This window comes from Nocardioides caricicola (assembly GCF_039541135.1).
In the GTDB taxonomy this organism is placed as follows: Bacteria; Actinomycetota; Actinomycetes; order Propionibacteriales; family Nocardioidaceae; genus Nocardioides; species Nocardioides caricicola.
Window position 1 is genome coordinate 791,532 of record NZ_BAABFQ010000003.1, and the last position, 23,396, is coordinate 814,927.

18 protein-coding genes are annotated in these 23,396 nt (G+C 71.6%); 7 read left to right on the forward strand and 11 right to left on the reverse strand.

The window, feature by feature from the left end:
• A complete protein-coding gene (locus ABD875_RS05625) occupies positions 1-912 on the forward strand; it encodes a hypothetical protein (protein ID WP_345172067.1) in 912 nt (303 codons plus the stop codon).
• 883 nt (positions 913-1,795) lie between these two features.
• The gene (locus tag ABD875_RS05630) at positions 1,796-2,965 is read left to right on the forward strand and encodes an HNH endonuclease signature motif containing protein (RefSeq protein ID WP_345172069.1); all 1,170 of its coding nucleotides are present in this window, start codon (positions 1,796-1,798) and stop codon (positions 2,963-2,965) included.
• 42 nt (positions 2,966-3,007) lie between these two features.
• On the opposite strand, the gene ABD875_RS05635 is transcribed toward ABD875_RS05630, so the two are convergent.
• From ABD875_RS05635 to dxr, 7 genes are read right to left on the reverse strand one after another with little or no spacing between them, the layout of a single operon-like run.
• Positions 3,008-3,742 (reverse strand): hypothetical protein, encoded by a 735-nt coding sequence (locus ABD875_RS05635; protein ID WP_345172071.1) that lies wholly within the window; start codon positions 3,740-3,742, stop codon positions 3,008-3,010.
• Positions 3,739-4,275 carry a DUF6318 family protein gene (locus tag ABD875_RS05640; protein WP_345172073.1) on the reverse strand — a complete coding sequence of 179 codons (537 nt, stop codon included), beginning with the start codon at positions 4,273-4,275 and terminating at the stop codon, positions 3,739-3,741. Before ABD875_RS05640 ends, ABD875_RS05635 begins: the two co-directional genes overlap by 4 nt.
• A 51-nt stretch (positions 4,276-4,326) precedes the next feature.
• Positions 4,327-4,683: a DoxX family protein gene (locus tag ABD875_RS05645; RefSeq protein ID WP_345172075.1), complete on the reverse strand. Its 357-nt coding sequence runs from the start codon at positions 4,681-4,683 to the stop codon at positions 4,327-4,329.
• Positions 4,683-5,528, reverse strand: coding sequence for a GNAT family N-acetyltransferase (locus ABD875_RS05650; RefSeq protein WP_345172077.1), 846 nt, complete (start codon positions 5,526-5,528; stop codon positions 4,683-4,685). Before ABD875_RS05650 ends, ABD875_RS05645 begins: the two co-directional genes overlap by 1 nt.
• Before the next feature lie 19 nt (positions 5,529-5,547).
• A complete protein-coding gene (gene ispG / locus ABD875_RS05655) occupies positions 5,548-6,699 on the reverse strand; it encodes a flavodoxin-dependent (E)-4-hydroxy-3-methylbut-2-enyl-diphosphate synthase (protein WP_345172079.1) in 1,152 nt (383 codons plus the stop codon).
• A gap of 10 nt (positions 6,700-6,709) precedes the next feature.
• Entirely contained in the window at positions 6,710-8,071 is a 1,362-nt protein-coding gene (locus ABD875_RS05660; RefSeq protein WP_345172081.1) for a M50 family metallopeptidase, read from the reverse strand.
• On the reverse strand, positions 8,068-9,186 hold the full coding sequence (dxr, locus tag ABD875_RS05665) for a 1-deoxy-D-xylulose-5-phosphate reductoisomerase (protein WP_345172083.1): 1,119 nt from the start codon (positions 9,184-9,186) through the stop codon (positions 8,068-8,070). Before dxr ends, ABD875_RS05660 begins: the two co-directional genes overlap by 4 nt.
• Positions 9,187-9,217: 31 nt before the next feature.
• Here dxr and gabT point away from each other — a divergent pair, with 31 nt between their 5' ends.
• The 4 genes from gabT to ABD875_RS05685 all read left to right on the forward strand — a co-directional run bounded on the left by gabT (position 9,218) and on the right by ABD875_RS05685 (position 13,988).
• The gene (gabT, locus tag ABD875_RS05670) at positions 9,218-10,540 is read left to right on the forward strand and encodes a 4-aminobutyrate--2-oxoglutarate transaminase (RefSeq protein ID WP_345172085.1); all 1,323 of its coding nucleotides are present in this window, start codon (positions 9,218-9,220) and stop codon (positions 10,538-10,540) included.
• 63 nt (positions 10,541-10,603) lie between these two features.
• Positions 10,604-12,376: an N-acyl-D-amino-acid deacylase family protein gene (locus tag ABD875_RS05675; RefSeq protein ID WP_345172087.1), complete on the forward strand. Its 1,773-nt coding sequence runs from the start codon at positions 10,604-10,606 to the stop codon at positions 12,374-12,376.
• On the forward strand, positions 12,373-12,825 hold the full coding sequence (locus tag ABD875_RS05680) for a nuclear transport factor 2 family protein (protein WP_345172090.1): 453 nt from the start codon (positions 12,373-12,375) through the stop codon (positions 12,823-12,825). Before ABD875_RS05675 ends, ABD875_RS05680 begins: the two co-directional genes overlap by 4 nt.
• A 20-nt stretch (positions 12,826-12,845) precedes the next feature.
• Positions 12,846-13,988 carry a heparan-alpha-glucosaminide N-acetyltransferase domain-containing protein gene (locus ABD875_RS05685; protein WP_345172092.1) on the forward strand — a complete coding sequence of 381 codons (1,143 nt, stop codon included), beginning with the start codon at positions 12,846-12,848 and terminating at the stop codon, positions 13,986-13,988.
• On the opposite strand, the gene ABD875_RS05690 is transcribed toward ABD875_RS05685, so the two are convergent.
• Positions 13,936-17,445 carry an ATP-binding cassette domain-containing protein gene (locus tag ABD875_RS05690; RefSeq protein WP_345172094.1) on the reverse strand — a complete coding sequence of 1,170 codons (3,510 nt, stop codon included), beginning with the start codon at positions 17,443-17,445 and terminating at the stop codon, positions 13,936-13,938. The two genes, ABD875_RS05685 and ABD875_RS05690, sit on opposite strands and share 53 nt — an antisense overlap.
• A 101-nt stretch (positions 17,446-17,546) precedes the next feature.
• Between ABD875_RS05690 and ABD875_RS05695 the strand changes: the two genes are divergently transcribed.
• The gene (locus ABD875_RS05695; RefSeq protein ID WP_345172096.1) at positions 17,547-18,809 is read left to right on the forward strand and encodes a polysaccharide deacetylase family protein; all 1,263 of its coding nucleotides are present in this window, start codon (positions 17,547-17,549) and stop codon (positions 18,807-18,809) included.
• Here ABD875_RS05695 and ABD875_RS05700 read toward each other — a convergent pair.
• From ABD875_RS05700 to ABD875_RS05710, 3 genes are all read right to left on the reverse strand, one after another.
• Positions 18,772-20,523 (reverse strand): ATP-binding protein, encoded by a 1,752-nt coding sequence (locus tag ABD875_RS05700; protein WP_345172099.1) that lies wholly within the window; start codon positions 20,521-20,523, stop codon positions 18,772-18,774. The two genes, ABD875_RS05695 and ABD875_RS05700, sit on opposite strands and share 38 nt — an antisense overlap.
• A gap of 35 nt (positions 20,524-20,558) precedes the next feature.
• Positions 20,559-21,767, reverse strand: a complete 1,209-nt coding sequence (locus tag ABD875_RS05705; RefSeq protein WP_345172101.1) for a saccharopine dehydrogenase family protein — start codon at positions 21,765-21,767, stop codon at positions 20,559-20,561.
• Between the two features lie 127 nt (positions 21,768-21,894).
• The gene (locus ABD875_RS05710; RefSeq protein ID WP_345172103.1) at positions 21,895-23,328 is read right to left on the reverse strand and encodes a gamma-aminobutyraldehyde dehydrogenase; all 1,434 of its coding nucleotides are present in this window, start codon (positions 23,326-23,328) and stop codon (positions 21,895-21,897) included.
• Positions 23,329-23,396: the final 68 nt, after the last annotated feature.

The window sequence follows — 23,396 nt, forward strand, 5'->3', positions numbered from 1 at the left end:
ATGATCACCGCACTCGTCTCGGCCCTCCTCGTCACCCTCTCCCCCGCCGCGCTCCCGGCCGGTCCGCACCCGGCCGGTCCGCACGTCGACGGCCGGGTGCTCCACGACGACGCGGTGCGGATCTCCCTCGACGCCGACCGGGTAGGCCTCCTCGGCACGGCAGGCGACCGGTACGTCGTCCGGCTCTCCTCCTCCGACGGCTCGGACGCCCGGATCGTGTCGGTGCGTCCCGACGGGCGCGAGCGCCTGCTCACGGCGAACCGCGACGCGTCCGCGTCTCCCCTGCTGAGCGACGACGGCCGCCACCTGATCTCGACGCCGCACGCCTCCAGCTCCTCGACGACGGTCCGGGTGCGCAGCGCGAGGACCGGCCGGGTCCTGGTGACCCGCACGTTCCCGGGCTCGGTGTCGGTCCTCGACGCCTCCTCCGGTCGCGCGGTGCTCGGTGGCTGGGCGCCGAACCGCACGTTCTGGTGGACCTACGCGGGCACCGACGACACGACGCCCATCAACCGTCGCACCGGCTACTTCGCCTCGATCGAGGCCGGCCGCGTTGCGTCGTACACCCGTGATCCCTACCAGGGCGGCTGCTCGGTCCTCACCTCGCTGGCGGGCAACCGGCTCTCGCGCTCCTGCACCGAGCGGGTCGCGGCGGTCTCCCCCGACGGCCGGCGGGTGGCCGCGATCGGGATCCTCTCCGACGGCATCGGGCCGTCGCGGGTCACCGTCCGCCGCGCCACCGGTGACCGCCTCGACCGCTACGACGCGCCGTACTTCTTCGGCTCGATCCGCTGGGAGTCCGACACCGCGCTGCTCATGGACACCTACGACCAGCGCCGCTGGGCCACCGTCCGCTGCGACCTGTCCGACTGTGAGCGGGCCTCGAAGCTGCGGCGAACGCCGCGGTACTGAGCTGGTTGGTCCTTGGGTCGCGGGTCGCTTGTGGTTGCTCGCCGTTAGGGCTTTTGCGCTGGTGGGGTGGGTTCGGGCTGGCGCTGCTTCCCGGCTCACCGGCCGCTCCTCCGGTGGTTGAGGTGCGAGCGCTAGCGAGCTGGCACGGTGGTTGAGGTGCGAGCGCTAGCGAGCCTCGAAACCACCCGACCGTCGGTTGGCTGCGGGTCCGCCGTGGTTGGCCGCCGCTAGGGCTTTTACGCGGGCGCGGTGGGTTCGGGCTGGCGCTGCTTCCCGGCTCACCGGCCGCTCCTGCGGTGGTTGAGGTGCGAGCGCTAGCGAGCCTCGAAACCACCCGACCGTCGGTTGGCTGCGGGTCCGCCGTGGTTGCTCGCCGTGAGGGCTTCTACGCGGGTGGGGTGGGTTCGGGCTGGCGCTGCTTCCCGGCTCACCGGCCGCTTCTGCGGTGGTTGAGGTGCGAGCGCTAGCGAGCCTCGAAACCACCCGACCGTCGGTTGGCTGCGGGTCCGCCCTGGTTGCTCGCCGTCAGGGCTTTTACGCGGATGGGGTGGGTTCGGGCTGGCGCTGCTTCCCGGCTCACCGGCCGCTTCTGCGGTGGTTGAGGTGCGAGCGCTAGCGAGCCTCGAAACCACCCGACCGTCGGTTGGCTGCGGGTCCGCCGTGGTTGCTCGCCGACAGGGCTTCTACGCGGGCGCGGTGGGTTCGGGCTGGCGCTGCTTCCCGGCTCACCGGCCGCTCCTTCGGTGGTTGAGGTGCGAGCGCTAGCGAGCCTCGAAACCACCACCGAAAAGTTCTCAGAACTTTCTCGCGAATGTGTCCACATCCCGGTCGAAACAAGGGTTTTCGGGCCTCGATTGTCGGTGGTCCCTGGTTGAGTTGATCCATGGCAGCCACCACGATCACCCGCACCGAGATGGTGCTCGCGGCTGCCCGCAACAACGTGGACGCCGCCACCCAGCTGGAGGTCGAGCGGCTGCTCCTCGCGCTGGAGTGGGCTGACCTGCACCCGGGCGACGAGGTCGACGAGACGCGGTCGTGGGGTGAGCGGGAACTGGAGGTCGCCGGCGACGGCGCACCGACGGTGGCGGAGTTCTGCATCGCGGAGTTCGCCCTGGCCGTGGGTCTGTCGTCTGATGCGGGTCGGGTGTTCATCGGGGACGCGGTCGAGCTGTGCCACCGGCTCCCGTCCACCTGGACCCGCGTGCTCGCCGGGGAGGTGCTGGCGTGGAAGGCCCGCAAGGTCGCCCAGCAGACCCGGTCCCTGCCGGCCGACGCCGCCGGGTTCGTGGACCGCGCGCTCGCGCCGGTGCTGCACCGGTGTTCGTTCGCGCAGATCGAGCGGACCGTGGAGGCCGCCCACGCCGAGTACGACCCGACCGCCGCGGAGGAACGCCGACAGGCGGCGGCCGAGCAGCGGCACCTGACGTTCTACTGGCGCAACGTGGTCGACGGGCAGGTCCCCGTCGCCGGAGTGCTGGACCTGGCCGACGCGGTCGCCCTCGACGAGGCGATCACCGCGAAGGCCGCCGCCCAGGACCCAGCGCTGCCGTTGGACGTGCGCCGCTCGATCGCCGCCGGGATGCTCGCCGCCGACGGCCACCGCGAGGTCGTGATCTACACCCACACCCGCCCCGACCAACAGATGGTCGAGGTCGAGAAAACCCGCACCGTCGTCACCCCCGACCAGATCAAGCACTGGTGCCAACAGGCCGGCACCCGGGTGACCGTCCGGCCGGTGCTCGACCTCAACGACAACCTGTCGACCGACTCCTACACACCCACTCCACGGCAGCAGGAACAAGTCACGCTGACGTTCCCGACGTGCGTGTTCCCCAGCTGCAGCCGCCCCTCACGCACCGCCGACACCGACCACATCACCGCCTACCCGACCGGTCGCACCGAGACAGTGAATCTCGCGCCCCTGTGCCGCGGACACCACCGCCTCAAGACCCACACCGCCTGGACCTACCACCGCATCGGCCCCACCACCTTCGTGTGGACCAGCCCCCACGGCCACACCTACCTCGTCGACACCGACCGACATACCCACTGACCCACACCCCGCCGACCACGGCCGGCGGGGCCACAACCGTGCTCAGGACCCCCCGACCAGCACTGGCCGGGCCTCCACGACCCGCAGGCTCTGTGGAGCACCGGGGATCGTGACCGTCCCCGACACGTCGCGCCACGGACCATTGCCGACGCGGAACTGAGCCGCGTACGTCGTCGCCACGCTCGGGGCCACCCGCCCCTTCGACAGGTAGCGGTGCGTGACCTCGAGGTTGGGGTACGCATCCCCCGGCGAGGTCGTCCAGCGCTCGTGGCCGTCACCGAACCGCCACCCGAACCGCTCGGGCCAGATCCGCAGCTCGACCTCGCGCCCGAGCAGCCGCACGGTCCGCGTGAACTCGCCCTGCTCGGTGTAGAAGTTCGTCTCGAAGTTCACCAGGGTCCGGCCGTTGGGTGGTTGAACGACCAGCTCAGCAGGAGGCAGAGGCAGCCGCTGGAAGGCGGTGGCGACCATCCCGACGGTCAGTTCGGGCTCTGGAGCCTCCGATTGCTCAGGGCAGTAAGCAAATGGATCAACACCATTAGAAATGGCCGCATTGACACAGAGTGCGTCAAGGCCAGAATCGCGAGCTGGCATGTCGGCTGCCGGAGTCAGGCCCGCTTCTCCGTTGCCGCCGCCGCTGCAATTGACCTGGGTGTTCACTTGAGCGGCACCTTGAACCAACTGCACCTGAGCAGACCGATCGCACGCGCCGTGAGCAGCTGGGGCCACCCACACCAGGCCAGCGACGACGAGGGCCAGACCGATCAGACACTTCACGACAGATACCCAATGAACTGGACGAGCCACACCCCGTCTTCCTTGATCAGGTCGACGATGATGATGTGGTGCTCGACGGCGTAGGTGACTGGCTCAGCGCCCGCCTTGACCACTGTCTTACCGGCCGCGTAATCGATTGCTGCAGTGAGGGAGGCCTTTGAGGCCTTCTCCGACTTCAAGCGAGACGACACCAACACCCAACCATCAGTGTCGAAGTGTCCGCCGTCCCCGTACACCTGCTTGATAGGGGCGATCGAGTCACGGCAGGTCTTGCAGGACTCGGCGCTCAGCGCTTCGACCGCAGACACGTCGCCGTCTTGAAGTGCCTGGTTCCGTGCGTCAATCCATGCGGCGAGCGTCTCCTCCGGGCCGAGCGCCCCCGCGACCGGAGACGTAGTCGGATCACTCGGCTCCGACGCGCTCGGCGTGGGCGCGACGATGGGCTCCGGGTCGTCGCTTGAGCAGGCGCTGACTCCGAGGATGAGGACTGTGGCGGCGATGACCGCCCGAGCACCGGTCACGGTGCCGATCATTCCCCCGGCCGCGCGGAAGCGAAACCGCGAGCGAGGGGCCTGTGGAGAACCTCAGCCGCGGGCGGCGCGGAGGGCGGCGCGGATCATCGGCAGCTGGAGCGGGAGCCGAGCGAAGGCGGCGACCTTGAACCGGGTGTTGCGAGTGCCGGCGGCGTCGACGGCCATCTTGACGTTGCCCGGGAAGACGCCGACGAGCAGCAGCGCCGAGGCCAGCCCGGCGAACCGCCGGGTGGCGGGTACGGCGAGGCCGGCGGCGCAGGCGAGCTCGGCCACGCCACTGCCGATGATGACCTCGCGGTGGGCCGGGACCCACGACGGCATCAGCGGCTCGTAGACCTCGGGCCGCACCAGGTGGACGACACCGGAGACCCCGAAGATCGCCACGAGGAAGCGCGTCGACCGCGTCATCAGAACATCACCGTCGCGAAGCGCGCAGTCTCGCGGAAGCCGACCTTCTCGTACGCCGCACGCGCTGGGGTGTTCCAGTCGTTGACGTACAGCGACACGACGGGCGCGATCTCGCGCCGCACGAGCTCGACCACTGCCGCCATCCCTGCGGTCGCGACGCCCTGGCCCCGGCACTCCGGCGGCACGTACACGCCCTGGATCTGGGCGGCGTACGGCGTCGCGCACGCCACCTCGGCCTTGAAGATCAGCCGGTCACCGTCGAAGCGCGCGAACGACCAGCCACGGCTGATCAGCTGCAGGACCCGCGCGCGGTACAGCTCGGCTCCCCCGCCGTACTCCGGCGAGACGCCGACCTCCTCGGTGTACATCGCCACACAGGCCGGATAGACCTCGTCCAGGTCCTCCTTGGTCGTACGCCGCACCAGCGGATCCGGATCGATGTGGGGCGACTCGGCGATCTCGAGGTGCGGTTGCTCCCAGCGCGCCTCGCGGGGTCGCCCCCAGCTGCCGGCGACGCCGTTCCAGAACACCCGGACCGCCTCCTGCGGACCGACGATCGTGGAGACCGTGCGCCCCCGCGCGAGCGCGCGCTCGGCGAACACCGCGGCGTCGTCGGCGGTGGCCTGCACCGGGACCAGGTTCGCCCCGACGTGGCACGCGGCCGCGAGGGTGCCGCCCACGAACCGGCCCCACATCTCACCGCCGAGCCAGCGCGGCTCGAGGTTGGTGGTGCTGGCCCGGTAGTCGGCGAAGACGTTCACGACCGGGTCCCGGCGCGCGAGCGCGAGGAACGCGTCGAGGTCGGCGGCGCCGAGCGGGCGGACGCCGTGCCGGGTCGTGAGCACGGCCGAAGCCTACGTCGTGTCAGGACACCGTGACCGACGCCGACGCGCCGTCGACAGACTCCATGCCCTCGGCGATCCGCATCGCCTCTTCGATGAGGGTCTCGACGATCTGCGACTCCGGCACAGTCTTGATGACCTCGCCCTTGACGAAGATCTGGCCCTTGCCGTTGCCGGACGCGACGCCGAGGTCGGCCTCGCGGGCCTCGCCGGGCCCGTTGACGACGCAGCCCATGACCGCGACGCGCAGCGGCACCTCCATGCCCTCGAGGCCGGCGGTCACCTGCTCGGCGAGCGTGTACACGTCGACCTGGGCGCGGCCGCAGGACGGGCACGAGACGATCTCGAGCTTGCGCGGGCGCAGGTTCAGCGACTGCAGGATCTGGATGCCGACCTTGACCTCCTCGACCGGCGGGGCCGAGAGGGAGACGCGGATCGTGTCACCGATGCCCTTGGACAGCAGCGCGCCGAACGCGGTCGCGGACTTGATCGTGCCCTGGAACGCCGGGCCGGCCTCGGTCACGCCGAGGTGCAGCGGCCAGTCGCCGGCCTCGGCCAGCAGCTCGTAGGCACGGACCATCACGACCGGGTCGTTGTGCTTCACCGAGATCTTGAAGTCGTGGAAGTCGTGCTCCTCGAAGAGGCTCGCCTCCCACACCGCCGACTCGACCAGCGCCTCGGGCGTGGCCTTGCCGTACTTCTCCAGCAGCCGCTTGTCGAGCGAGCCGGCGTTCACGCCGATCCGGATCGAGGTGCCGCGGTCCTTGGCGGCGCGCGCGATCTCCTTGACCTGGTCGTCGAACTGCCGGATGTTGCCCGGGTTCACGCGGACGGCGGCGCAGCCGGCGTCGATCGCGGCGAAGACGTACTTCGGCTGGAAGTGGATGTCGGCGATGACCGGGATCTGCGAGTGCTGCGCGATCTCCGGGAGCGCGTCGGCGTCGTCCTGGCTCGGGCACGCGACGCGGACGATGTCACAGCCGGTCGCGGTGAGCTCGGCGATCTGCTGGAGCGTGGAGTTCACGTCCGAGGTCAGCGTGGTCGTCATCGACTGCACCGACACCGGCGAGTCGCTGCCGACGCCGACCTTGCCCACCTTGATCTGGCGGGTCTTGCGACGGGGAGCGAGCACCGGAGGGGGCGCCTCGGGCATGCCCAGGCTGATGGCGGTCATGTGGTGAATCCTAGGACTCGAGGTGGAGGGGTACGACGAGGTCCCCGACGATCAGCACCACGCCCATGACCAGCAGGCTGGCCGCGACGCAGTACGCGATCGGCAGCAGCTTGGCGACGTCGACGTACCCGGGGTCGGGACGGCCCCACAACCGGGCCCAGCCACGCCGCATCGCCTCCCACAGCGCGCCCGCGATGTGGCCGCCGTCCAGCGGGAGCAGCGGGATGAAGTTGAACATCCCGATGAAGAAGTTGAAGCCCGCGATCATCATCAGGAGGAAGACGGCCTTCTCCTTGACCGGGAAGGTCTCGTGGGAGACGGTCTCGCCGGCCAGCCGGCCGCCGCCGACGATGCTCACGGGGCTGTCGATCTGGCGCTCCTCGGCGCCGACGATCGCCTCGGCGACGCCCCAGACCTTGACCGGCAGCGTGGCGAGCGCCTGGACCGTGTCGACGGCCATCGTGCCCATCTGGTCGACGGTGTAGACCGGGCCACCGGTCTCGATCTTCATGTACGACGTCGGCGTCACGCCCAGGAAGCCGACCTGGCGCAGCGTCAGGTCGGTGCCCGACGTGGGCCGCGCCTCGACCGTGGTGCTGGTGGTGCCGGTCAGCTGCTGGCCGTCGCGCTCGTAGCCGATCACGGCCTGGCCGTCGTCGTTGCCGCGGATCATCGACCGCAGGTCCTCCCAGTCGTCGACCGGGGTGCCGTTGAAGCTCGTGATCACGTCACCGGGGCGCAGCCCGGCCTCCACGGCGGGGCTGGCGGGGTCCGTGGCGGCGCACGCCCGGCCCTCCTCGGAGAACGGGATGATGCACTCGGAGACGGTGTCGATCACCGGCTGGCCGGGCTCGGGCTCCATGGTGCGCTGGCCGTACGTCGCGAACACGCCCCAGAAGATGAGGAACGCGATCAGCAGGTTCACCGTGGGCCCGCCGGCCATCACGATGACCTTCTTCCACCAGGCCATCTTGTAGAAGAGGCGCTCGTCGTCCTCCGGCCCGATCAGCTCCCACTCCGCCGCGCGGGCGTCGGAGATGAGCTGGGTGAACATGCCGGTGTTGGACTTGCGCACCTTGAGGACCTGGTTTCCCTGCGCGTCGTACGACACCTCGTCGGCGAGGTCCGCGGCGCCGGGCGGCAGCATCCCGACGATCTTCACGTAGCCGCCGAGCGGGATCGCCTTGACGCCGTACTCGGTCTCGCCGACCTGCTTGCTCCACACGGTCGGGCCGAACCCGATGAAGTACTGGGTGACCTTCCCGCCGAACTTCTTCGCCGGGATCATGTGGCCGAGCTCGTGCAGGCCGATCGAGGCCAGGATGGCGACCACGAAGATCAGCACACCCAGCAGGTAGAACAGCCCGCTCATCGCAACCCTTCGATCTGGGCGAGGGCGGTGTCCCGAGCCCACGCGTCAGCGGCGAGGACGTCCTCCACGGTCATCGCCTGCCCGTACGAGGGTACGTCGTCGCGCCTGAGAGTGGCCTGAATCGTGGGCACGATGTCGGTGAAGCGGAGCAGCCCGCGGCGGAACGCGTCCACGCACACCTCGTTGGCCGCGTTGTAGATCGCCGGCGCGGTGCCGCCGCGCTCCCCCGCCTCGCGCGCCAGCGCGACCGCGGGGAAGGCGTCGTCGTCGAGGGGGAAGAACTCCCAGGTCTCCGGCTTCGTCCAGTCCACCGGGGGCGCGGTGTCCGGGACCCGCTCCGGCCAGGCGAGACCGAGTGCGATCGGGATCAGCATCGTCGGCGGGCTCGCCTGGACCAGGGTCGAGCCGTCCACGAACTCCACCATCGAGTGCACGATCGAGGTCGGGTGGACGACGACCTCGATCCGGTCGAACGGGATGCCGAAGAGCAGGTGCGCCTCGATGACCTCGAGGCCCTTGTTCACCAGGGTGGCCGAGTTGATCGTGATGACCGGGCCCATGTCCCAGGTCGGGTGCGCCATCGCCTGCTCCGGGGTGACCCCGGCGAGCTCCTCGCGGGTGCGGCCGCGGAACGGGCCGCCGCTCGCGGTGAGCACGAGCCGGCGCACCTCCTCCGCGGTGCCGCCACGCAGGCACTGGGCGAGGGCGCTGTGCTCGGAGTCGACCGGCACGAGCTGTCCGGGCTTCGCGCGGTCCAGCACCAGGGGGCCGCCCATGATCAGCGACTCCTTGTTGGCCAGCGCGAGCACGTTGCCCGCGTCCAGCGCGGCGAGCGTGGGGCGCAGGCCGACGGCGCCGGTGATGCCGTTGAGGACGACGTCGCACTCCCGTGACGCGGCCTCGACCGAGGCGTCCTCGCCCAGGCCCCAGAACAGGTCGGAGCACGCCGGCGCGAACTCCGCGACCTGCGCCTCGAACAGCTCCCGGTTGGAGCCGCCGGCGGTCAGCCCGACCACCCGGAACCGATCGGGGTTGGCCCGCACGATCTCGAGGGCCTGGGTGCCGATGGAGCCGGTGCTGCCGAGGATGACGATGTCCCTAGGAAGGCCTCTCACGCTCCCCAGTCTCCCGCACTACGCTCCGAACATGAGCATCGCGCAGGAACGTCGACTGGTCACCGAGATCCCCGGCCCCGGCTCGCTCGAGCGGCTCGACCGGAAGAAGGCCCACGTCGCCGACGGCGTCGGCACCACCCTGCCCGTGTTCATCGTCGAGGCCGGCGGCGGCGTGCTCGTCGACGTCGACGGCAACCACCTGATCGACCTCGGCTCCGGCATCGCGGTGACCACCGTCGGCAACGCGGCGCCGAGCGTCGTGCGCAACGTGCAGGAGCAGGTCGCGAAGTTCACCCACACCTGCTTCATGGTCACGCCGTACGACGGCTACGTGGACGTGTGCGCCGCGCTGGCCGAGCTGACGCCGGGAGACCACGCCAAGAAGTCGGCGCTGTTCAACTCCGGGGCCGAGGCCGTCGAGAACGCCGTGAAGATCGCCCGCGTCGCGACCGGACGGGACGCGGTCGGCGTGTTCGACCACGCCTACCACGGGCGCACCAACCTCACGATGGCGATGACGGCCAAGAACATGCCGTACAAGAACGGGTTCGGCCCGTTCGCCGGCGAGGTCTACCGGGCGCCGATGTCGTACCCGCTGCGCGACGGGCTGACCGGCGAGCAGGCCGCGGCGCGCGCGATCGACGTCCTGGACAAACAGGTCGGCGCCGCGAACCTCGCCTGCCTCGTGATCGAGCCGATCCAGGGCGAGGGCGGGTTCGTCGTGCCGGCCCCGGGCTTCCTGCCGGCGCTCGCGGCCTGGGCCGAGGAGAACGGCATCGTGTTCATCGCCGACGAGATCCAGACCGGCTTCTGCCGCACCGGCGACTGGTTCGCCTGCGACCACGAGGAGGTCGTGCCCGACCTCGTCACGACCGCGAAGGGCATGGCCGGCGGCCTGCCGCTCGCGGCGGTCACCGGCCGGGCCGAGCTGATGGACAGCGTCCACGTCGGCGGCCTCGGCGGGACGTACGGCGGCAACCCGGTCGCGTGCGCGGCCGCCCTGGGCGCGATCGAGGAGATGCGCACCGAGGTCCTCGACGCGCGGGCCCGCGAGCTCGGCGCGATCATGGCGACCCGGCTCGGCGAGCTGGCGGCGCAGCACGAGGTGATCGCCGAGGTGCGCGGTCGCGGCGCGATGATGGCGATCGAGCTGTGCGCGCCGGGCACGACCGAGCCCGACCCGGTCCGCACCGCCGCGGTGTCGGCGTACTGCCACCAGAACGGCGTCGTCACGCTCACCTGCGGCACCTGGGGCAACGTCTTCCGCTTCCTGCCGCCACTGGCGATCAGCGACACGCTGCTCGAGGAGGCGTTCGACGTCGTCGCGGAGGCATTCGCCGCGACGGGTGGTTGAGGTGCGAGCGAAGCGAGCCTCGACCCCTTGACGCGCGTCAACTAGAACCTGTTCCATGCCCTTGTGACCTACGACACCATCATCAAGGGCGGGCGCTGGTTCGACGGGACGGGCGCGGCCTCCGCGGTCCGGAACCTCGGCATCAAGGACGGCCGCGTGGCCGTGGTCTCCGTCGAGGACCTCGACGAGACCGGATGCCCGGAAGTCGTCGACGCGGCCGGGCAGTGGGTGCTGCCCGGGTTCGTGGACATCCACACGCACTACGACATCGAGGTGCTCGACGGCCCGGGGCTGCCGGAGTCGCTGCGGCACGGCGTCACCACGCTGCTCCTCGGCTCCTGCTCCCTCTCGACGGTGCACGTCGGCGGGGTCGACGCGGGCGACCTGTTCGGCCGGGTCGAGGCGATCCCGCGCCAGCACGTGATCCGCGCGGTCGACGAGCACAAGACGTGGGACAACGCCCAGCAGTACGTCGAGATGCTCGAGTCGCTGCCGCTCGGCCCGAACCTCGCGGCGTTCGTGGGTCACTCCGACATGCGCACCGCGACGATGGGCCTGGACCGCGCGACGCGCAAGGAGGTCAAGCCCTCGCGCAGCGAGCAGGCGCGGATGGAGCGGATGCTGAACGAGGCGCTGGACGCCGGGTTCGTCGGCATGTCCGCCCAGCAGCTGCTCTTCGACAAGGTCGACGGCGACCTCTGCCGGTCCCGCACGCTGCCGTCGACGTACGCCAAGGGCAAGGAGATGCGCGGCCTGCGCAAGATCCTGCGCCGGCGCCGCCGGGCGCTGCAGGCCGGACCGGACGCCAGCCACCCGCACACGATCGGCGTGCAGGCGCTCGGCTCGATCGGGTGGTTCGGCAAGCCCGCGCTGCGCACCAGCCTGCTGTCGGCGGCCGACATCAAGGCGATCCCGTTCGTGATCCACCTGATGCGGCCGATCGCGAACCTCGTCAACAAGATGGGCGCCGACTTCCGCTGGCAGCACCTGCCGGTGCCGTTCGAGGTGTACGCCGACGGCATCGACCTGGTGATCTTCGAGGAGTTCGGCTCCGGCGCGATGGCGCTGCACATCCAGGAGAAGCTGGCGCGTGACGAGCTGATGCGCGACCCGGAGTACCGCAAGAAGTTCCGCAAGGACTACGAGAGCAAGTACGGCCCGCGGGTCTGGCACCGCGACTTCTACGACGCCGAGATCGTCGCCTGCCCCGACCCGTCGGTCGTCGGCAAGTCGTTCGGCCAGGTCGGCGACGAGCGCGGCGGCAAGCACCCGGTCGACGCGTTCCTCGACCTGGTGCTCGAGCACGGCACGGACATCCGCTGGCGCACGACGATCAGCAACCACCGCCCCGAGGTGCTCAAGAAGCTGGCCGCCGACCCCGGCATCCAGGTCGGGTTCTCCGACGCCGGCGCGCACTTGCGGAACATGGCGTTCTACAACTTCGCGCTGCGGCTGCTCAAGCACGTGCGGGACGCCGAGATCCAGGGCAAGCCGTTCATGACGACCGAGCAGGCCGTGCACCGGCTGACCGGCGAGCTCGGCGAGTGGTACCGCATCGACGCCGGCTTCCTCCGCGAGGGCGACCGCGCCGACATCGTGGTGATCGACCCGGAGCGGCTCGACGCCACCCTCGAGGAGTACCACGAGAGCCCGGTCGAGCAGTACGGCAACCTGTCGCGGATGGTGAACCGCAACGACGCCGCCGTACCGGCCGTGTTCATCGCGGGCCGCCGCGTCGTCGAGGCCGGTGAGCCCACCGAGCTCGTCGGCCGCGAGCGCACCGGTCAGTTCCTGCGCGCGGAGCAGCCCTCCCGCGCCGTGGTCGCCGCCTCGTGACCCGCACCCCCGAGGAGGCCGTGCGCGGCCTCTGGCGGACCCTGTCCGCGCGCGACTACGACGGCATCGCCGACTGGGTCACCGACGACTGCATCTACCTCGACATGCCGGTCGGCCCGGCGCTGGCGGCCCGGGGACCGGCGGACATCGCCAAGCGGCTGCAGGTCGGCTGGGGTGGGCTCTCGGCGTACGAGAACCACGACGGGCTGCTGCTGTCCGACGCCGACGGCAACGTGATGTACGAGCACACCGAGACGTGGTCGTTCCCGACCGGTGAGGTCTTCACGCTCGCGTTCGTCACGGTCCACCGGGTCCGCGACGGCAGGGTCTGCCTCTGGAAGGACTACTGGGACTACGGCGCGATCATGAACAACGCGCCCGCCTCCTGGGTCGAGGGACTGGCGACGGCCGACACCTCCTGGGTGTACGACGCGACCGACGAGGTGTAGCCCCGGCCTACCGTGGCCCCATGACAGAGCGGGCGGGCGAGCGGCTGGTCGGGCTCGACGTCGCGCGCTGCCTGGCGCTGCTCGGCATGGTCGCCACGCACATGCTCGACGAGCGGACGCCCGCAGGCGACCTGACGTTCGGGCAGTGGCTGGCCGGTGGCCGGGCATCGGCGCTGTTCGCGGTGCTGGCCGGGGTGAGCCTCGCGATGATGACCCGCGAGCCGGTGCGCGGACGGGCCGCGAGCCTGCGCGCGGCCGGGATCGTGGTGCGCGCGCTGCTGATCGCCGCGCTCGGACTGCTGCTCGGTGGCTTGGAGAGCGGACTGGCGATCATCCTGACGTACTACGGGGTCCTGTTCGTGCTGGGACTGCCGTTCACGGTCCTGGGCGGTCGCGCGCTGACGGTGCTCGCCGTCGTGTGGGTCGTCCTCGGGCCGGTCCTGTCCCACCTCGTGCGGCCGGACCTGCCCCCGCGCGGCTACGCCAGCCCGACGTTCGGACAGCTGGCGGACCCGTGGCAGCTGGCGAGCGAGCTGCTGTTCACCGGCTACTACCCCGTCGTCCCGTGGCTCGCCTACCTGCTGGCCGGGCTCGCGCTCGGCCGGGCGGACCTGCGCGACCGCCACCTGCTGGTCGGCCTCACCCTCGGCGGTCTCGGCGTCGCGGTCCTCGCCACCCAGGTCTCCCGGTCGCTGACCGATCCCACCGTGGCGGACGAGCACGCCACCGGGATGTACGGCACCACGCCGCCGGACGGCGACTGGGGCTGGCTGCTCCTCGTCGCACCGCACTCGGCCACGCCGTTCGACCTGGCCCAGACGATCGGGAGCGCCGTCTTCGTCATCGGGGCGTGCCTGCTGGTCGAGCGGGCGCTGGCCGCACGGGCGACGGCGCTGCTGGCGGTCGCGTTCGGGGCCGGCGCCATGACCCTGACGCTGTACTCCCTGCACGTCGTCCTGCGCACGCCGGACTTCTGGCCGCCGGAGGTGTCGCACGCGCACCTGAGGCACGTGGCCGTGCTGCTCGCGATCGGCGCGGCGTTCGCCGCGTTCCGCCTGCGTGGTCCGCTCGAGATCGCGGTCGGGCTCCCCGTCCGGCTCGCGCGCCGGCTCAGCCCGCCAGGTGCCCCCACGACCCGGCCAGCTCCGACCACGGACCGGTAGCCGCGACCCGGCCCTCGACCAGGACGACGACCCGGTCGGCCTGGACGAGCGCGGCCCGCTTCGACGTCGCGCCGATCACGGTGGCGCCGCGCTCGCGCAGCGCGGTCCACAGCTCGACCTCCGTGGCGGCATCCAGCGCCGAGGAGACGTCGTCGGCCAGCAGCAGCTCGGCGTCGCAGGCGAGACCGCGGGCGAGCGCCAGGCGCTGCACCTGGCCGCCGGACAGCCGCACACCCCGGTGCCCGACGAGCGCGTCCGGTCCGCCCGCGGCCTCGACGTCCCGGGTGAGCCGAGCGGTCTCGACCGCCGGCATCACCTGGCGGTCGGGGTGGTCGAGGCTGACGTTGTCGGCGAACGTGCCGGACAGCACTCGTGGGACCTGCGCGACGTGGGCGACCCGGCCCGGGCGCAGGAAGACCTGCCGGTCACCGACCGGCTGGCCGTTCCAGGAGATCTCGCCGGTGCTGGAGACCAGCCCGGCCAGCGCGGACAGCAGGCTGGACTTGCCCGAGCCGACCTGGCCGAGCAGCAGCACGAGCTCGCGGGAGCCGACGGTCAGGTCGACGTCGCTGACGCCGATCGTGCCGTCGTCGTGCACCGCGGTCAGGCCGCGCAGCTCGAGGGTCCGCAGCGGGTCGCGGACGCCCGGCTCCGGCGCAGGTGATGAGCCGGCCACCAGGTCGACCCCGGCGGGCAGGTCCATCAGGTCGCCCCCACCGGCCAGCCCGCTCGTCGTCCGCATCCAGGCGCGCACGCCGGGGGCCTCGGTGACGACCGCGCCGGCGACGCGACCGAACCAGTCGAAGCCGCTGACCGCGGTCGAGACCAGCAGCGCGGTGGCCAGGCCCCAGCCGCCGGCGACCATCACGGCCCAGGCCGCGACGACACCGCACTGGACCATCACGATCGGGACGCCGTCGAGCATCGCCTGCACCCGGTGCTCGCGCACCGCGGCGTCGACCCGGCCACCGTCGACCTCCTTCAGGTGCGCGTGCACGCTCGGGGTCGACGCGGCGAGCTTGACGGTGCGCACGGAGTCGAGCGCGGACACCAACGACCGGCCGAACCCGGCCCGCGCCGTCGCGGACGCGGCCGCCGAGCGACCCGCGATCGTGCGGCCCAGCGAGGACGCGAGCGCCGAGGCGAACATCACGGTCAGCAGGACGCCACCGGCCAGGAAGCTCTGCGCCACGAGGGCGGTCACGCCGGCGATGATGAAGCCGTTGACGAAGTCGATCCAGCGGTCGGAGTAGCGCGCGAGCCGGTCGGCGTCCATGGTGCGCGCGACCACCTCACCCGGCGGCGTCCGCTCCAGGCGGTGCTGGGAGGTCTGGCCGGCGAGCACGGATGTCCGGACCCGCAGCATCACCGAGATCCACCAGCGCGGGTAGCGCCGGATCGCCTCGGCGAGCAGCAGCGGGGACAGCACCAGCGACAGCACCAGCGCTGCCGTCAGCGCGGTCGGGCTCTCCCCTGCCTGCAACGTCGCGACCAGGTGTCCCCAGATCCAGCCGCTGATCGCGCCGAGCGCGCCGGTCAGCGCGGAGAACAGGAACAGCGCGACGCTGACCAGGCCCCACTTCGGCTCGACGGTCATCGCGGAGAAGGTGGCCCGCGTGAGGCTCGGCGTCGGGAGGAGCTCCGGCGGCGCCGGGGGTGCGCCGGTACGCCGGGCGGTGCCGACCTGGCCGCGGACGGCGTCGTCGGGCGGGGGCGCGAGGTCCTCCTCGGCCGACGCCTGGAGCAAGGTGCGGAACGGGCCGTCCTCGGCGGCGAGCCGCGCGCGCGGACCGCGCTGGACGACCCGGCCGCCCTCGAGCACCGCGACCTGCTCGGCTCGCTCGGTGGTCGAGAGCCGGTGCGCGACCAGGATGCCGGTGCGCCCCGCGAGCAGCCGCTCGGAGGCGCGGACCACGTGGCCCTCGGTGACCGGGTCCATCCGGGCGGTCGCCTCGTCGAGGACGACGACGCGGACGTGCCGCACGAGCAGCCGGGCGAATGCGACCAGCTGCTCCTCCCCCGACGACAGCGTGGTGCCGCCCGGGCCGAGCAGCGTGTCGAGCCCGGCGGGCAGCCCGGCGACCCAGGCGTCGAGACCGAGCTCGGTCACGGCGGCCTCGACCTCGGACCGCGGGACGGGCTGGAAGAGCGTGATGTTCTCGGCGAGGGTGCCGGCGAGGATCTCGGTGCGCTGGGTGACCACGCCGACCGAGGAGCGCAGCTGCTGGAGGTCCAGGTCGAGCACGTCGACCCCGCCGAGGAACACCGATCCCGGCTCCGGCTCCACGGCGCGCGACAGCAGCGACGCCAGCGTCGACTTGCCGGAGCCGGTGCGCCCGACCAGCGCGCAGGTGGTGCCGGCCGGCACGTGCAGGTCGACGTGCTGGAGCGCGAAGGTGCCCTCGACGTAGGCGAAGTGCAGGTCGCGCAGCTGCACGTCGAGCTGGCCCTCCGGGAGGTCGGCGCCACCCACGGGCTCGGGCTCGGAGCCGAGCAGGTCGCGCAGGCGGAGCACCGCGCCGAAGCCGGCCTGCAGGTCCGGCAGGTGGCGCGCGAGCATGTCGACCTGGCCGACGAACATCGTGGTGACGAGGTAGAGCGTCACCAGCGAGGCGGTGTCGAGGCGGCCGTCCACGACCAGCACCACGCCGATCAGCGCGGTGGCGGCGAGCACGCCGTGCAGCAGCGTGCCGGTGCGTCGCCCGATCCGCGCTTCGAGGCCGAGGACCACCGCGAACCGCCGGTGCACCAGCGACGCGAGCTCGACGCAGCGGCGCAGCACGTGCGCCTGTCCGAGGCTGGCGCGCAGGTCGTCGCGGCCGGCGATGCCCTCCTCCAGGGCGGCGGCGTGGTCGGTCCAGGCGGCCTCCTCCTCGACCTTGCGCGCGGCGACCTGCGGGAGCAGTCGCCACGCGACCGCGACCGCGCCGACCCCGGCGAGCGGGAACAGCAGGAACGCCGGCCACCAGGTGACGCCCGCGATGATCCACAGCGGCCCCGCGGCGAGCGTCGTACGGATCGCCTGCCATCCGCTCTGCCGCAGCAGGCTGCCGACCTCGTGGGTGTCGTCGTCGACCCGGTCGAGCACCTCGCCGACGGCCTGCTCGGTGAGCACGGAGAGCGGCTGGTGCATGGCGGCGTCGAGGAGGTCCGCACGGAGGCGGCCCTCGGCCCGGTCGACCACCCCGGCCCACAGCGTGCGGGCCGCGGTGTCGAGCACCGCCGCGCCGACCACGAGCAGCGCCAGCAGCTCGACGAGCTCGGCGGTGGCCGACTCGGCCAGGCGTCCCGCGACCAGCGAGCCCAGCGACGTGCTGATCGCGGCGATCGCGGCGGCGACCAGCGACCAGACGGCGACCGGACCGCGCAGCCGGCGCCAGGTGACGGTGCGCTCGGGCGGCAGGGGCGGGCGGGGCGCGGAGTGGACCGGGCGATCGGTTCCGAGAGTGGCAGTCATGGCTGGGGACGACGGTATGACGAGACGCCGACAGTCGTCGCATCGTTTTCGCTCGTCGGGGCGGACAACATCGCCCTGGGGTCGCGCGTCACACTCGGGTGATGCTTCGCGCCCTGCTCGTCGCACTGGCGGCCACCCTGCTCGTGCCGACTCCTGCCGATGCGAAGCCGCGCACCCCGGTCGAGCCGTGCTCGCGCGGGCTGGTCGCGCTGACGTTCGACGACGGCCCGCTCGCCAGCGTGACGCCGCAGATGGTGCGGCTGCTGACCAGGCTGGAGGTCCCGGCCACGTTCTTCATGGTGGGCAACCGCGTCGCGGCGGACCCGGAGCTGGTGCGGCTCGTCGACCGGGCCGGCTTCGCGATCGGCAACCACACCTGGGAGCACGCCGACCTCACGTCCCAGACCAGGGCCGAGGCACGGCAGGCGCTGGCCGACACGCAGCAGGCGCTCCTCGACGCCGGCGTGCAGCCGACCGACCTGGCGCGACCGCCGTACGGCGCCGTGGACGACCGGGTCCGGCGGGCGATGGCGTCGGAGGGCCTGGTGCCGGTGCTCTGGACGGTCGACTCGCGTGACTGGACCGGGCTCACGCCGAAGCAGATCGAGAGGAGCGTGGTCGCGGCGGTGCGCCCGCACCGGACGAACGTGGTGCTCCAGCACGACGGCGTCACCAACTCCCCCGCCACGCTGAAGGCGCTGCCGGGCGAGATCGCGACGCTGCGCGAGCGCGGCTACTGCTTCGCGGACCTGGACGCCGCCGGCAACCCGACGCCGCCGGTGCCGCGCACGAGCGTGCGGGCCGACCACCAGCGGATCGCCGAGGGAGACCGGGTGCGCCTGACCGTCCGGCTCGACCGGCCGACGACCCGTGCGACGCGGGTGCCGACGCCCGCCGGCATCGTCCGGGTCCCGGCCGGCGAGCTGGTCGGCCGGACGTGGTTCCGGGCGCCGCAGGACCCCGTCGACGAGGCGGTCGAGCGGATCGCGCTCGGCCCGCGCGCCGTGCTCCGCGTGCTCGACGACGACCCGGCGCCGGTCGTGACCGTCGAGGACACGACGGTCACCGCGTCGCCGCTGCTGCCGACCACCGCGACCATCACCGTGCGCCTCGACCGGCCGCGCGACCGCGACCTGCCGGTCGTCGTACGGACTCCGCTCGGCGCGGTCGACGTCGTCGTGCCGGCGCGCGAGCGGGTGGGCACGGGGACGCTGACGGCGCCGGTGGGCACGACCCGGCTCCGGGCGGGCGAGACGACCGCGACCCTGACCGTCAGGCCCCCCGAACAGACCTGGCTGGAGGCCGCGCGCGCCGCGGTCGCCGAGGTCAGATGGCCACTGATTCGGCTTCCACGGACGTTCTAGCAGGACGCCGGGGCAGCCGGACCGTGAACGTGGTCCCGCGGTCGGCGCCGGAGTCGACGTCGACGGAGCCCCCGTGCAGCGCGACGATCGCCTGCACGATCGTCAGGCCCAGGCCCGTGCCCTGGACCGCCTGCTCCGTCGCGATCGACGAGCGGAAGAAGCGGCTGAAGAGCTGGTCCTGCTCCGACTCCGGGATGCCCACGCCGGTGTCGGAGACGACGAGGGTCGCCCCGAGGTCGTCGGCGTCGAGGCGCACCTCGACCCGGCCGCCGTCGGGGGTGAACTTCACGGCGTTGGTGAGCAGGTTGGCGAGCATCCGCTCCATCTCGTCGGGGTCCACCTCCAGCTCGACCGCGTCGTCCGGCACCTCGACGACCACGTCGAGCGCGCGGCTCTCGAGCAGCCACCCGATGGAGTCGTGCGCGGCCGCGACGACCTCGCGCAGGTCGGTGCGCTCGCGTTCGATCTGGAGCCTCGACGACTCGATCTGGGAGAGCTTGAGCAGGTCCTCGACCAGGCGCAGCAGCCGGTGGCTGTTGCGGTCGATCCGGCCCACGATGCTGCGCTGGGCGTCGTCGAGCTCACCGGCCATGCCGTCCTCGAGCACCTCGAGGTAGCCGATGATGCTGGTGATCGGCGTCCGCAGCTCGTGGCTGACCGTCGACACGAAGTCGGACTTGACCCGCTCGAGCTCACGCAGCCGCTCCACCGCGTCCTGCTCGACGGCGAGAGCGTCGGCCAGCGCCTGCTCGGTCCGGTGCCGCTCGGTGACGTCGCGGAACACCACGACCACGTCGCGGTCGGCGTCGCCGACGGAGGTCTCCAACGGCGTGGCCACGAAGTTGAGCACCCGCCCGTCGGGCACGCCGGGGTTGCGTACGACGAGGTCGAGGTCCTGCACCCGGTTCTCGGCGAGCGCCCGCACGTGCAGGAGGTCGTCCTGGGCGATCGGCGCACCGTCGGTGTGGAACAGCCCGAACTGCTCGGAGCCGCCGACCTCGTGCACGTCGTCGTGCAGGCCGCCCATCAGCTGCATGCCCGACGGGTTGCGCAGCAGGATCTTGCCCTGCGAGTCGATCACGACCAGGCCGTCGCGCAAGGAGTCGACGATCGTGCTGAGCAGCTGCATCTGTGACTGCGAGGCCTCCCGCGCCCGCTCGTGCAGCCACCAGTTCACGATGCAGGCGGCGCTGGCGAACGCGAAGAACGCGGCGTGCACGCCGGCGAACACCCACGGCTGCTCCCGCGCGGCCGGGTGGTTGTAGACCGCGTGCGGGTCCAGGGTGCCCATGATCCCGTGGTGGACCAGCACGTACGACACCGCGAGCGTGAACGGCGCCCACGCCTCGTACATCGCGATCACCGGGATCATCACGAAGAAGTGGAAGTGCGCCTCGATCATGCCGCCCGACAGGTGCACGATCACTCCGGAGCAGACCATGAGCCCGGCGGCCGCGACCGAGGACGACACCGCACGCCCCAGCCGCATGAAGCCGGCGACCAGGGCGGCCATCAGGACAGGGGCCATCTCCACCCACGCGTGCCCGACCGAGTTGCCCCGGTAGACCGCGTACACCGGGATCGCGACCACGTGCACCCAGAGCAGCGCCATCACCGCGCGATGCCGCGTCCGCCACGCCGGTTCGGGCAGCGAGCCACCGCGCGGCAGCCACGTCGGCCACCGCGGGAGCTGCGTCGGCAGAGGAATGGGCACCTCTGCCCATCGGCAGGCGGGGGTGCGACCTGAGGTCAGAGCTCCTTGATCCCCCAGGGGCTGCCGTACTCGGTCAGCAGGTCGAGGAACGGCACCGCGTCGAACGCCTCCGGGCCGAGCACGCCCGCGCCCTGCCAGGTGCCGCGCGACAGCAGCTCGAGCGCGACGACCGGGTTGATCGCGGTCTGCCACACCACGCACTGGTGGCCGTACTCCTGCATGGTCCACTCGTTGTCGACCACGTGGTAGAGGTACGTCGACCGCGCCGCGCCGTCCTTGCCCTTGCCGGTCACCCACAGGCCCGCGCAGGTCTTGCCCTTCATCCGCGGGCCCACCGTGGCGGGGTCGGGGAGCACCGCGGCGACCACGTCGCGCGGGCTGACCTCGACGCCCTTGACCCGCACCTTCTCGGTGGAGTCGAGGCCGAGGGTGTGCAGCACCTTGAGGATGTTGATGAACTCGTCGCCGAGGCCGTACTTGAACGTCGCGCGCTTGCAGTCCACCCAGCGCGGCATGAGGAGGACCTCCTCGTGCTCGACGTTCACGCACTCGACCGGCCCGATGCCCTCCGGGAAGTCGAAGACCTCCGGCTCGGAGAACGGCGGCGTCGTGTGCCAGTCGCCGTCCTGCCAGATCACCGGCGGGTTCAGGCACTCCTCGATGGTGGTCCACATCGAGAACGACGGCGCGAAGATCTCGTTGCCCTCGTCGTCGGTGACCACCAGGTTCGCGCCGTCGCGGGTGCCGAGCTCGTCGATCTCGCTGAACAGGTGGTCGGCGGCGTACCGCGCGAAGACGTCGCTCAGCCCGGGCTCGACGCCGATGCCGACCAGCGCCAGCCGGCCCGACGACTCCCAGTCCCCCGCCACTGCGAACTGCTCGTCGCCGAGCTTCACGCCGGTCTTCTCGTACGGCGCCTCGGGGTGCGGCTTCGACAGCGACATCGCCATGTCGAGGTAGTCCGCGCCGGCCGCGAACGCGCCGTTGAAGATCGGCATGTTGAACACCGGGTCGACGGCGTTCATCACGTGCGTGATGCCGTGCTCACGGCAGAGTGCGGCGACGGCGTCCTCGGACGACGCGTCGATCCGGGCGGCGACGTACCGGCTGTCGGTGGCCGCCGCCTTCTCCGCGCGCTCGAGCGAGTAGTCGGCGACCACGATGGTCTCGAAGAAGTCGCGGCGGGCCGCGATGGCGGCGAAGGCCGAGCCGACGCCACCGGCGCCGACGAGCAGGATCCTCATCCTTGAACCCTCCTAGGGACGGCGAGACGGTCACTCACGCTCGAACCGTCCTCGGAGCTCGGACGTCGAGCCGAGGAGATGCGCATGAGAGGAGCGAAGCGACGAGTGCGAACACACCTCCGTGCATTCACTCTCCGATGTAGGACATCACGTGCTTGATGCGCGTGTAGTCCTCGAGGCCGTACATGGAGAGGTCCTTGCCGTAGCCGGAGTGCTTGAAGCCTCCGTGCGGCATCTCGGAGACGAACGGGATGTGGGTGTTGATCCAGACGACACCGAAGTCGAGGTGCTTGGACATCCGCATCGCGCGGCCGTGGTCCTTGGTCCAGACGCTCGACGACAGGCCGTACTGCACGCCGTTGGCCCAGCGCAGCGCCTCGGCCTCGTCGGTGAACTTCTGCACGGTCATGACGGGGCCGAAGATCTCGTTCTGGATCTGCTCGTCGTCCTGCTTGAGGCCGGAGACCACGGTGGGCTCGTAGAAGTAGCCCCGGTCGCCCTGGCGCGCGCCGCCGGTCTGCAGGTTCGCGTGGTCGGGCAGCCGGTCGACCATGCCGGCAACGCGGTCGAACTGGCCCTGGTTGTTCAGCGGGCCGTAGTAGGTGTCCTCGTTGGCCGGGTCGCCGGTCGGCATTCCCTTCGCGGCCTCGGTCAGCGCGGCGACGAACTCGTCGTGGATGCCGGGGCCGGCGAGGACGCGCGTCGCGGCGGTGCAGTCCTGGCCGGCGTTGAACAGGCCGGCGCCAGCGATGCCCTCGGCCGCCTTCTCGATGTCGGCGTCGTCGAAGACGATGCACGGCGCCTTGCCGCCCAGCTCGAGGTGCACGCGCTTCAGGTCGGCGGACGCCGCCTCCGCGACCTCCATGCCCGCGCGCACCGAGCCGGTGATCGCGACCATCTGCGGGGTCTTGTGCGAGACCAGCAGGCGGCCGGTGTCCCGGTCCCCGGTGACGACGTTCAGCACGCCCGGCGGCAGGAACTCCTGGGCCAGCTCGGCGAGCAGCGTCGAGGAGGCCGGGGTGGTGTCGCTCGGCTTGAGCACGACGGTGTTGCCGCCGGCCAGCGCGGGCGCGATCTTCCAGATCATCATCAGCAGCGGGTAGTTCCACGGCGTGACCTGGCCGACGACGCCGATCGGCTCCCGGCGGATCCACGAGGTGTGGTCGGCCATGTACTCGCCCGCGGAGCGGCCCTCGAGCACGCGCGCGGCGCCGGCGAAGAAGCGGAAGTGGTCCGAGGCGTACGGCATCTCCTCGGACATCGTCAGGCCGAGCGGCTTGCCGGTGTCCTTGCACTCGACGGCGTTGATCTCCTCGGCGCGGGCCTCGATCGCCTCGGCGATCTTCAGCAGCGCGTTCGCGCGGTCCTGCGGTGTGGTCTGCCCCCACGACTCGAACGCGGCGTCTGCCGCGGCGTACGCCCGGTCGATGTCCTCGGCCCCGGACTTGGGCGCCTGCGCGTACACCTCGCCGGTGGTCGGGTCGATGATGTCGTAGCTCTCGCCCGACGCGCTGTCGACGAGCTCACCGTTGATGACGTTCTTGAAGGTCTGATCGGCCATGGGACGACCCTAGAGGTAGCACAACGGAATCTGTAGGGCTGACCGGCGTTTTCGTTCGGATTTCGTTG

Bases quoted from the DNA above. Each gene is read 5' to 3' on its own strand.
- ABD875_RS05690 (WP_345172094.1), bottom strand. From the start codon at position 17,445: ATGACTGCCACTCTCGGAACCGATCGCCCGGTCCACTCCGCGCCCCGC.
- ABD875_RS05705 (WP_345172101.1), bottom strand. From the start codon at position 21,767: ATGAGGATCCTGCTCGTCGGCGCCGGTGGCGTCGGCTCGGCCTTCGCC.
- ispG (WP_345172079.1), bottom strand. From the start codon at position 6,699: ATGACCGCCATCAGCCTGGGCATGCCCGAGGCGCCCCCTCCGGTGCTC.
- ABD875_RS05660 (WP_345172081.1), bottom strand. From the start codon at position 8,071: ATGAGCGGGCTGTTCTACCTGCTGGGTGTGCTGATCTTCGTGGTCGCC.
- ABD875_RS05645 (WP_345172075.1), bottom strand. From the start codon at position 4,683: ATGACGCGGTCGACGCGCTTCCTCGTGGCGATCTTCGGGGTCTCCGGT.
- ABD875_RS05710 (WP_345172103.1), bottom strand. From the start codon at position 23,328: ATGGCCGATCAGACCTTCAAGAACGTCATCAACGGTGAGCTCGTCGAC.
- ABD875_RS05630 (WP_345172069.1), top strand. From the start codon at position 1,796: ATGGCAGCCACCACGATCACCCGCACCGAGATGGTGCTCGCGGCTGCC.
- gabT (WP_345172085.1), top strand. From the start codon at position 9,218: ATGAGCATCGCGCAGGAACGTCGACTGGTCACCGAGATCCCCGGCCCC.
- ABD875_RS05625 (WP_345172067.1), top strand. From the start codon at position 1: ATGATCACCGCACTCGTCTCGGCCCTCCTCGTCACCCTCTCCCCCGCC.
- ABD875_RS05685 (WP_345172092.1), top strand. From the start codon at position 12,846: ATGACAGAGCGGGCGGGCGAGCGGCTGGTCGGGCTCGACGTCGCGCGC.
- ABD875_RS05640 (WP_345172073.1), bottom strand. From the start codon at position 4,275: ATGATCGGCACCGTGACCGGTGCTCGGGCGGTCATCGCCGCCACAGTC.
- ABD875_RS05695 (WP_345172096.1), top strand. From the start codon at position 17,547: ATGCTTCGCGCCCTGCTCGTCGCACTGGCGGCCACCCTGCTCGTGCCG.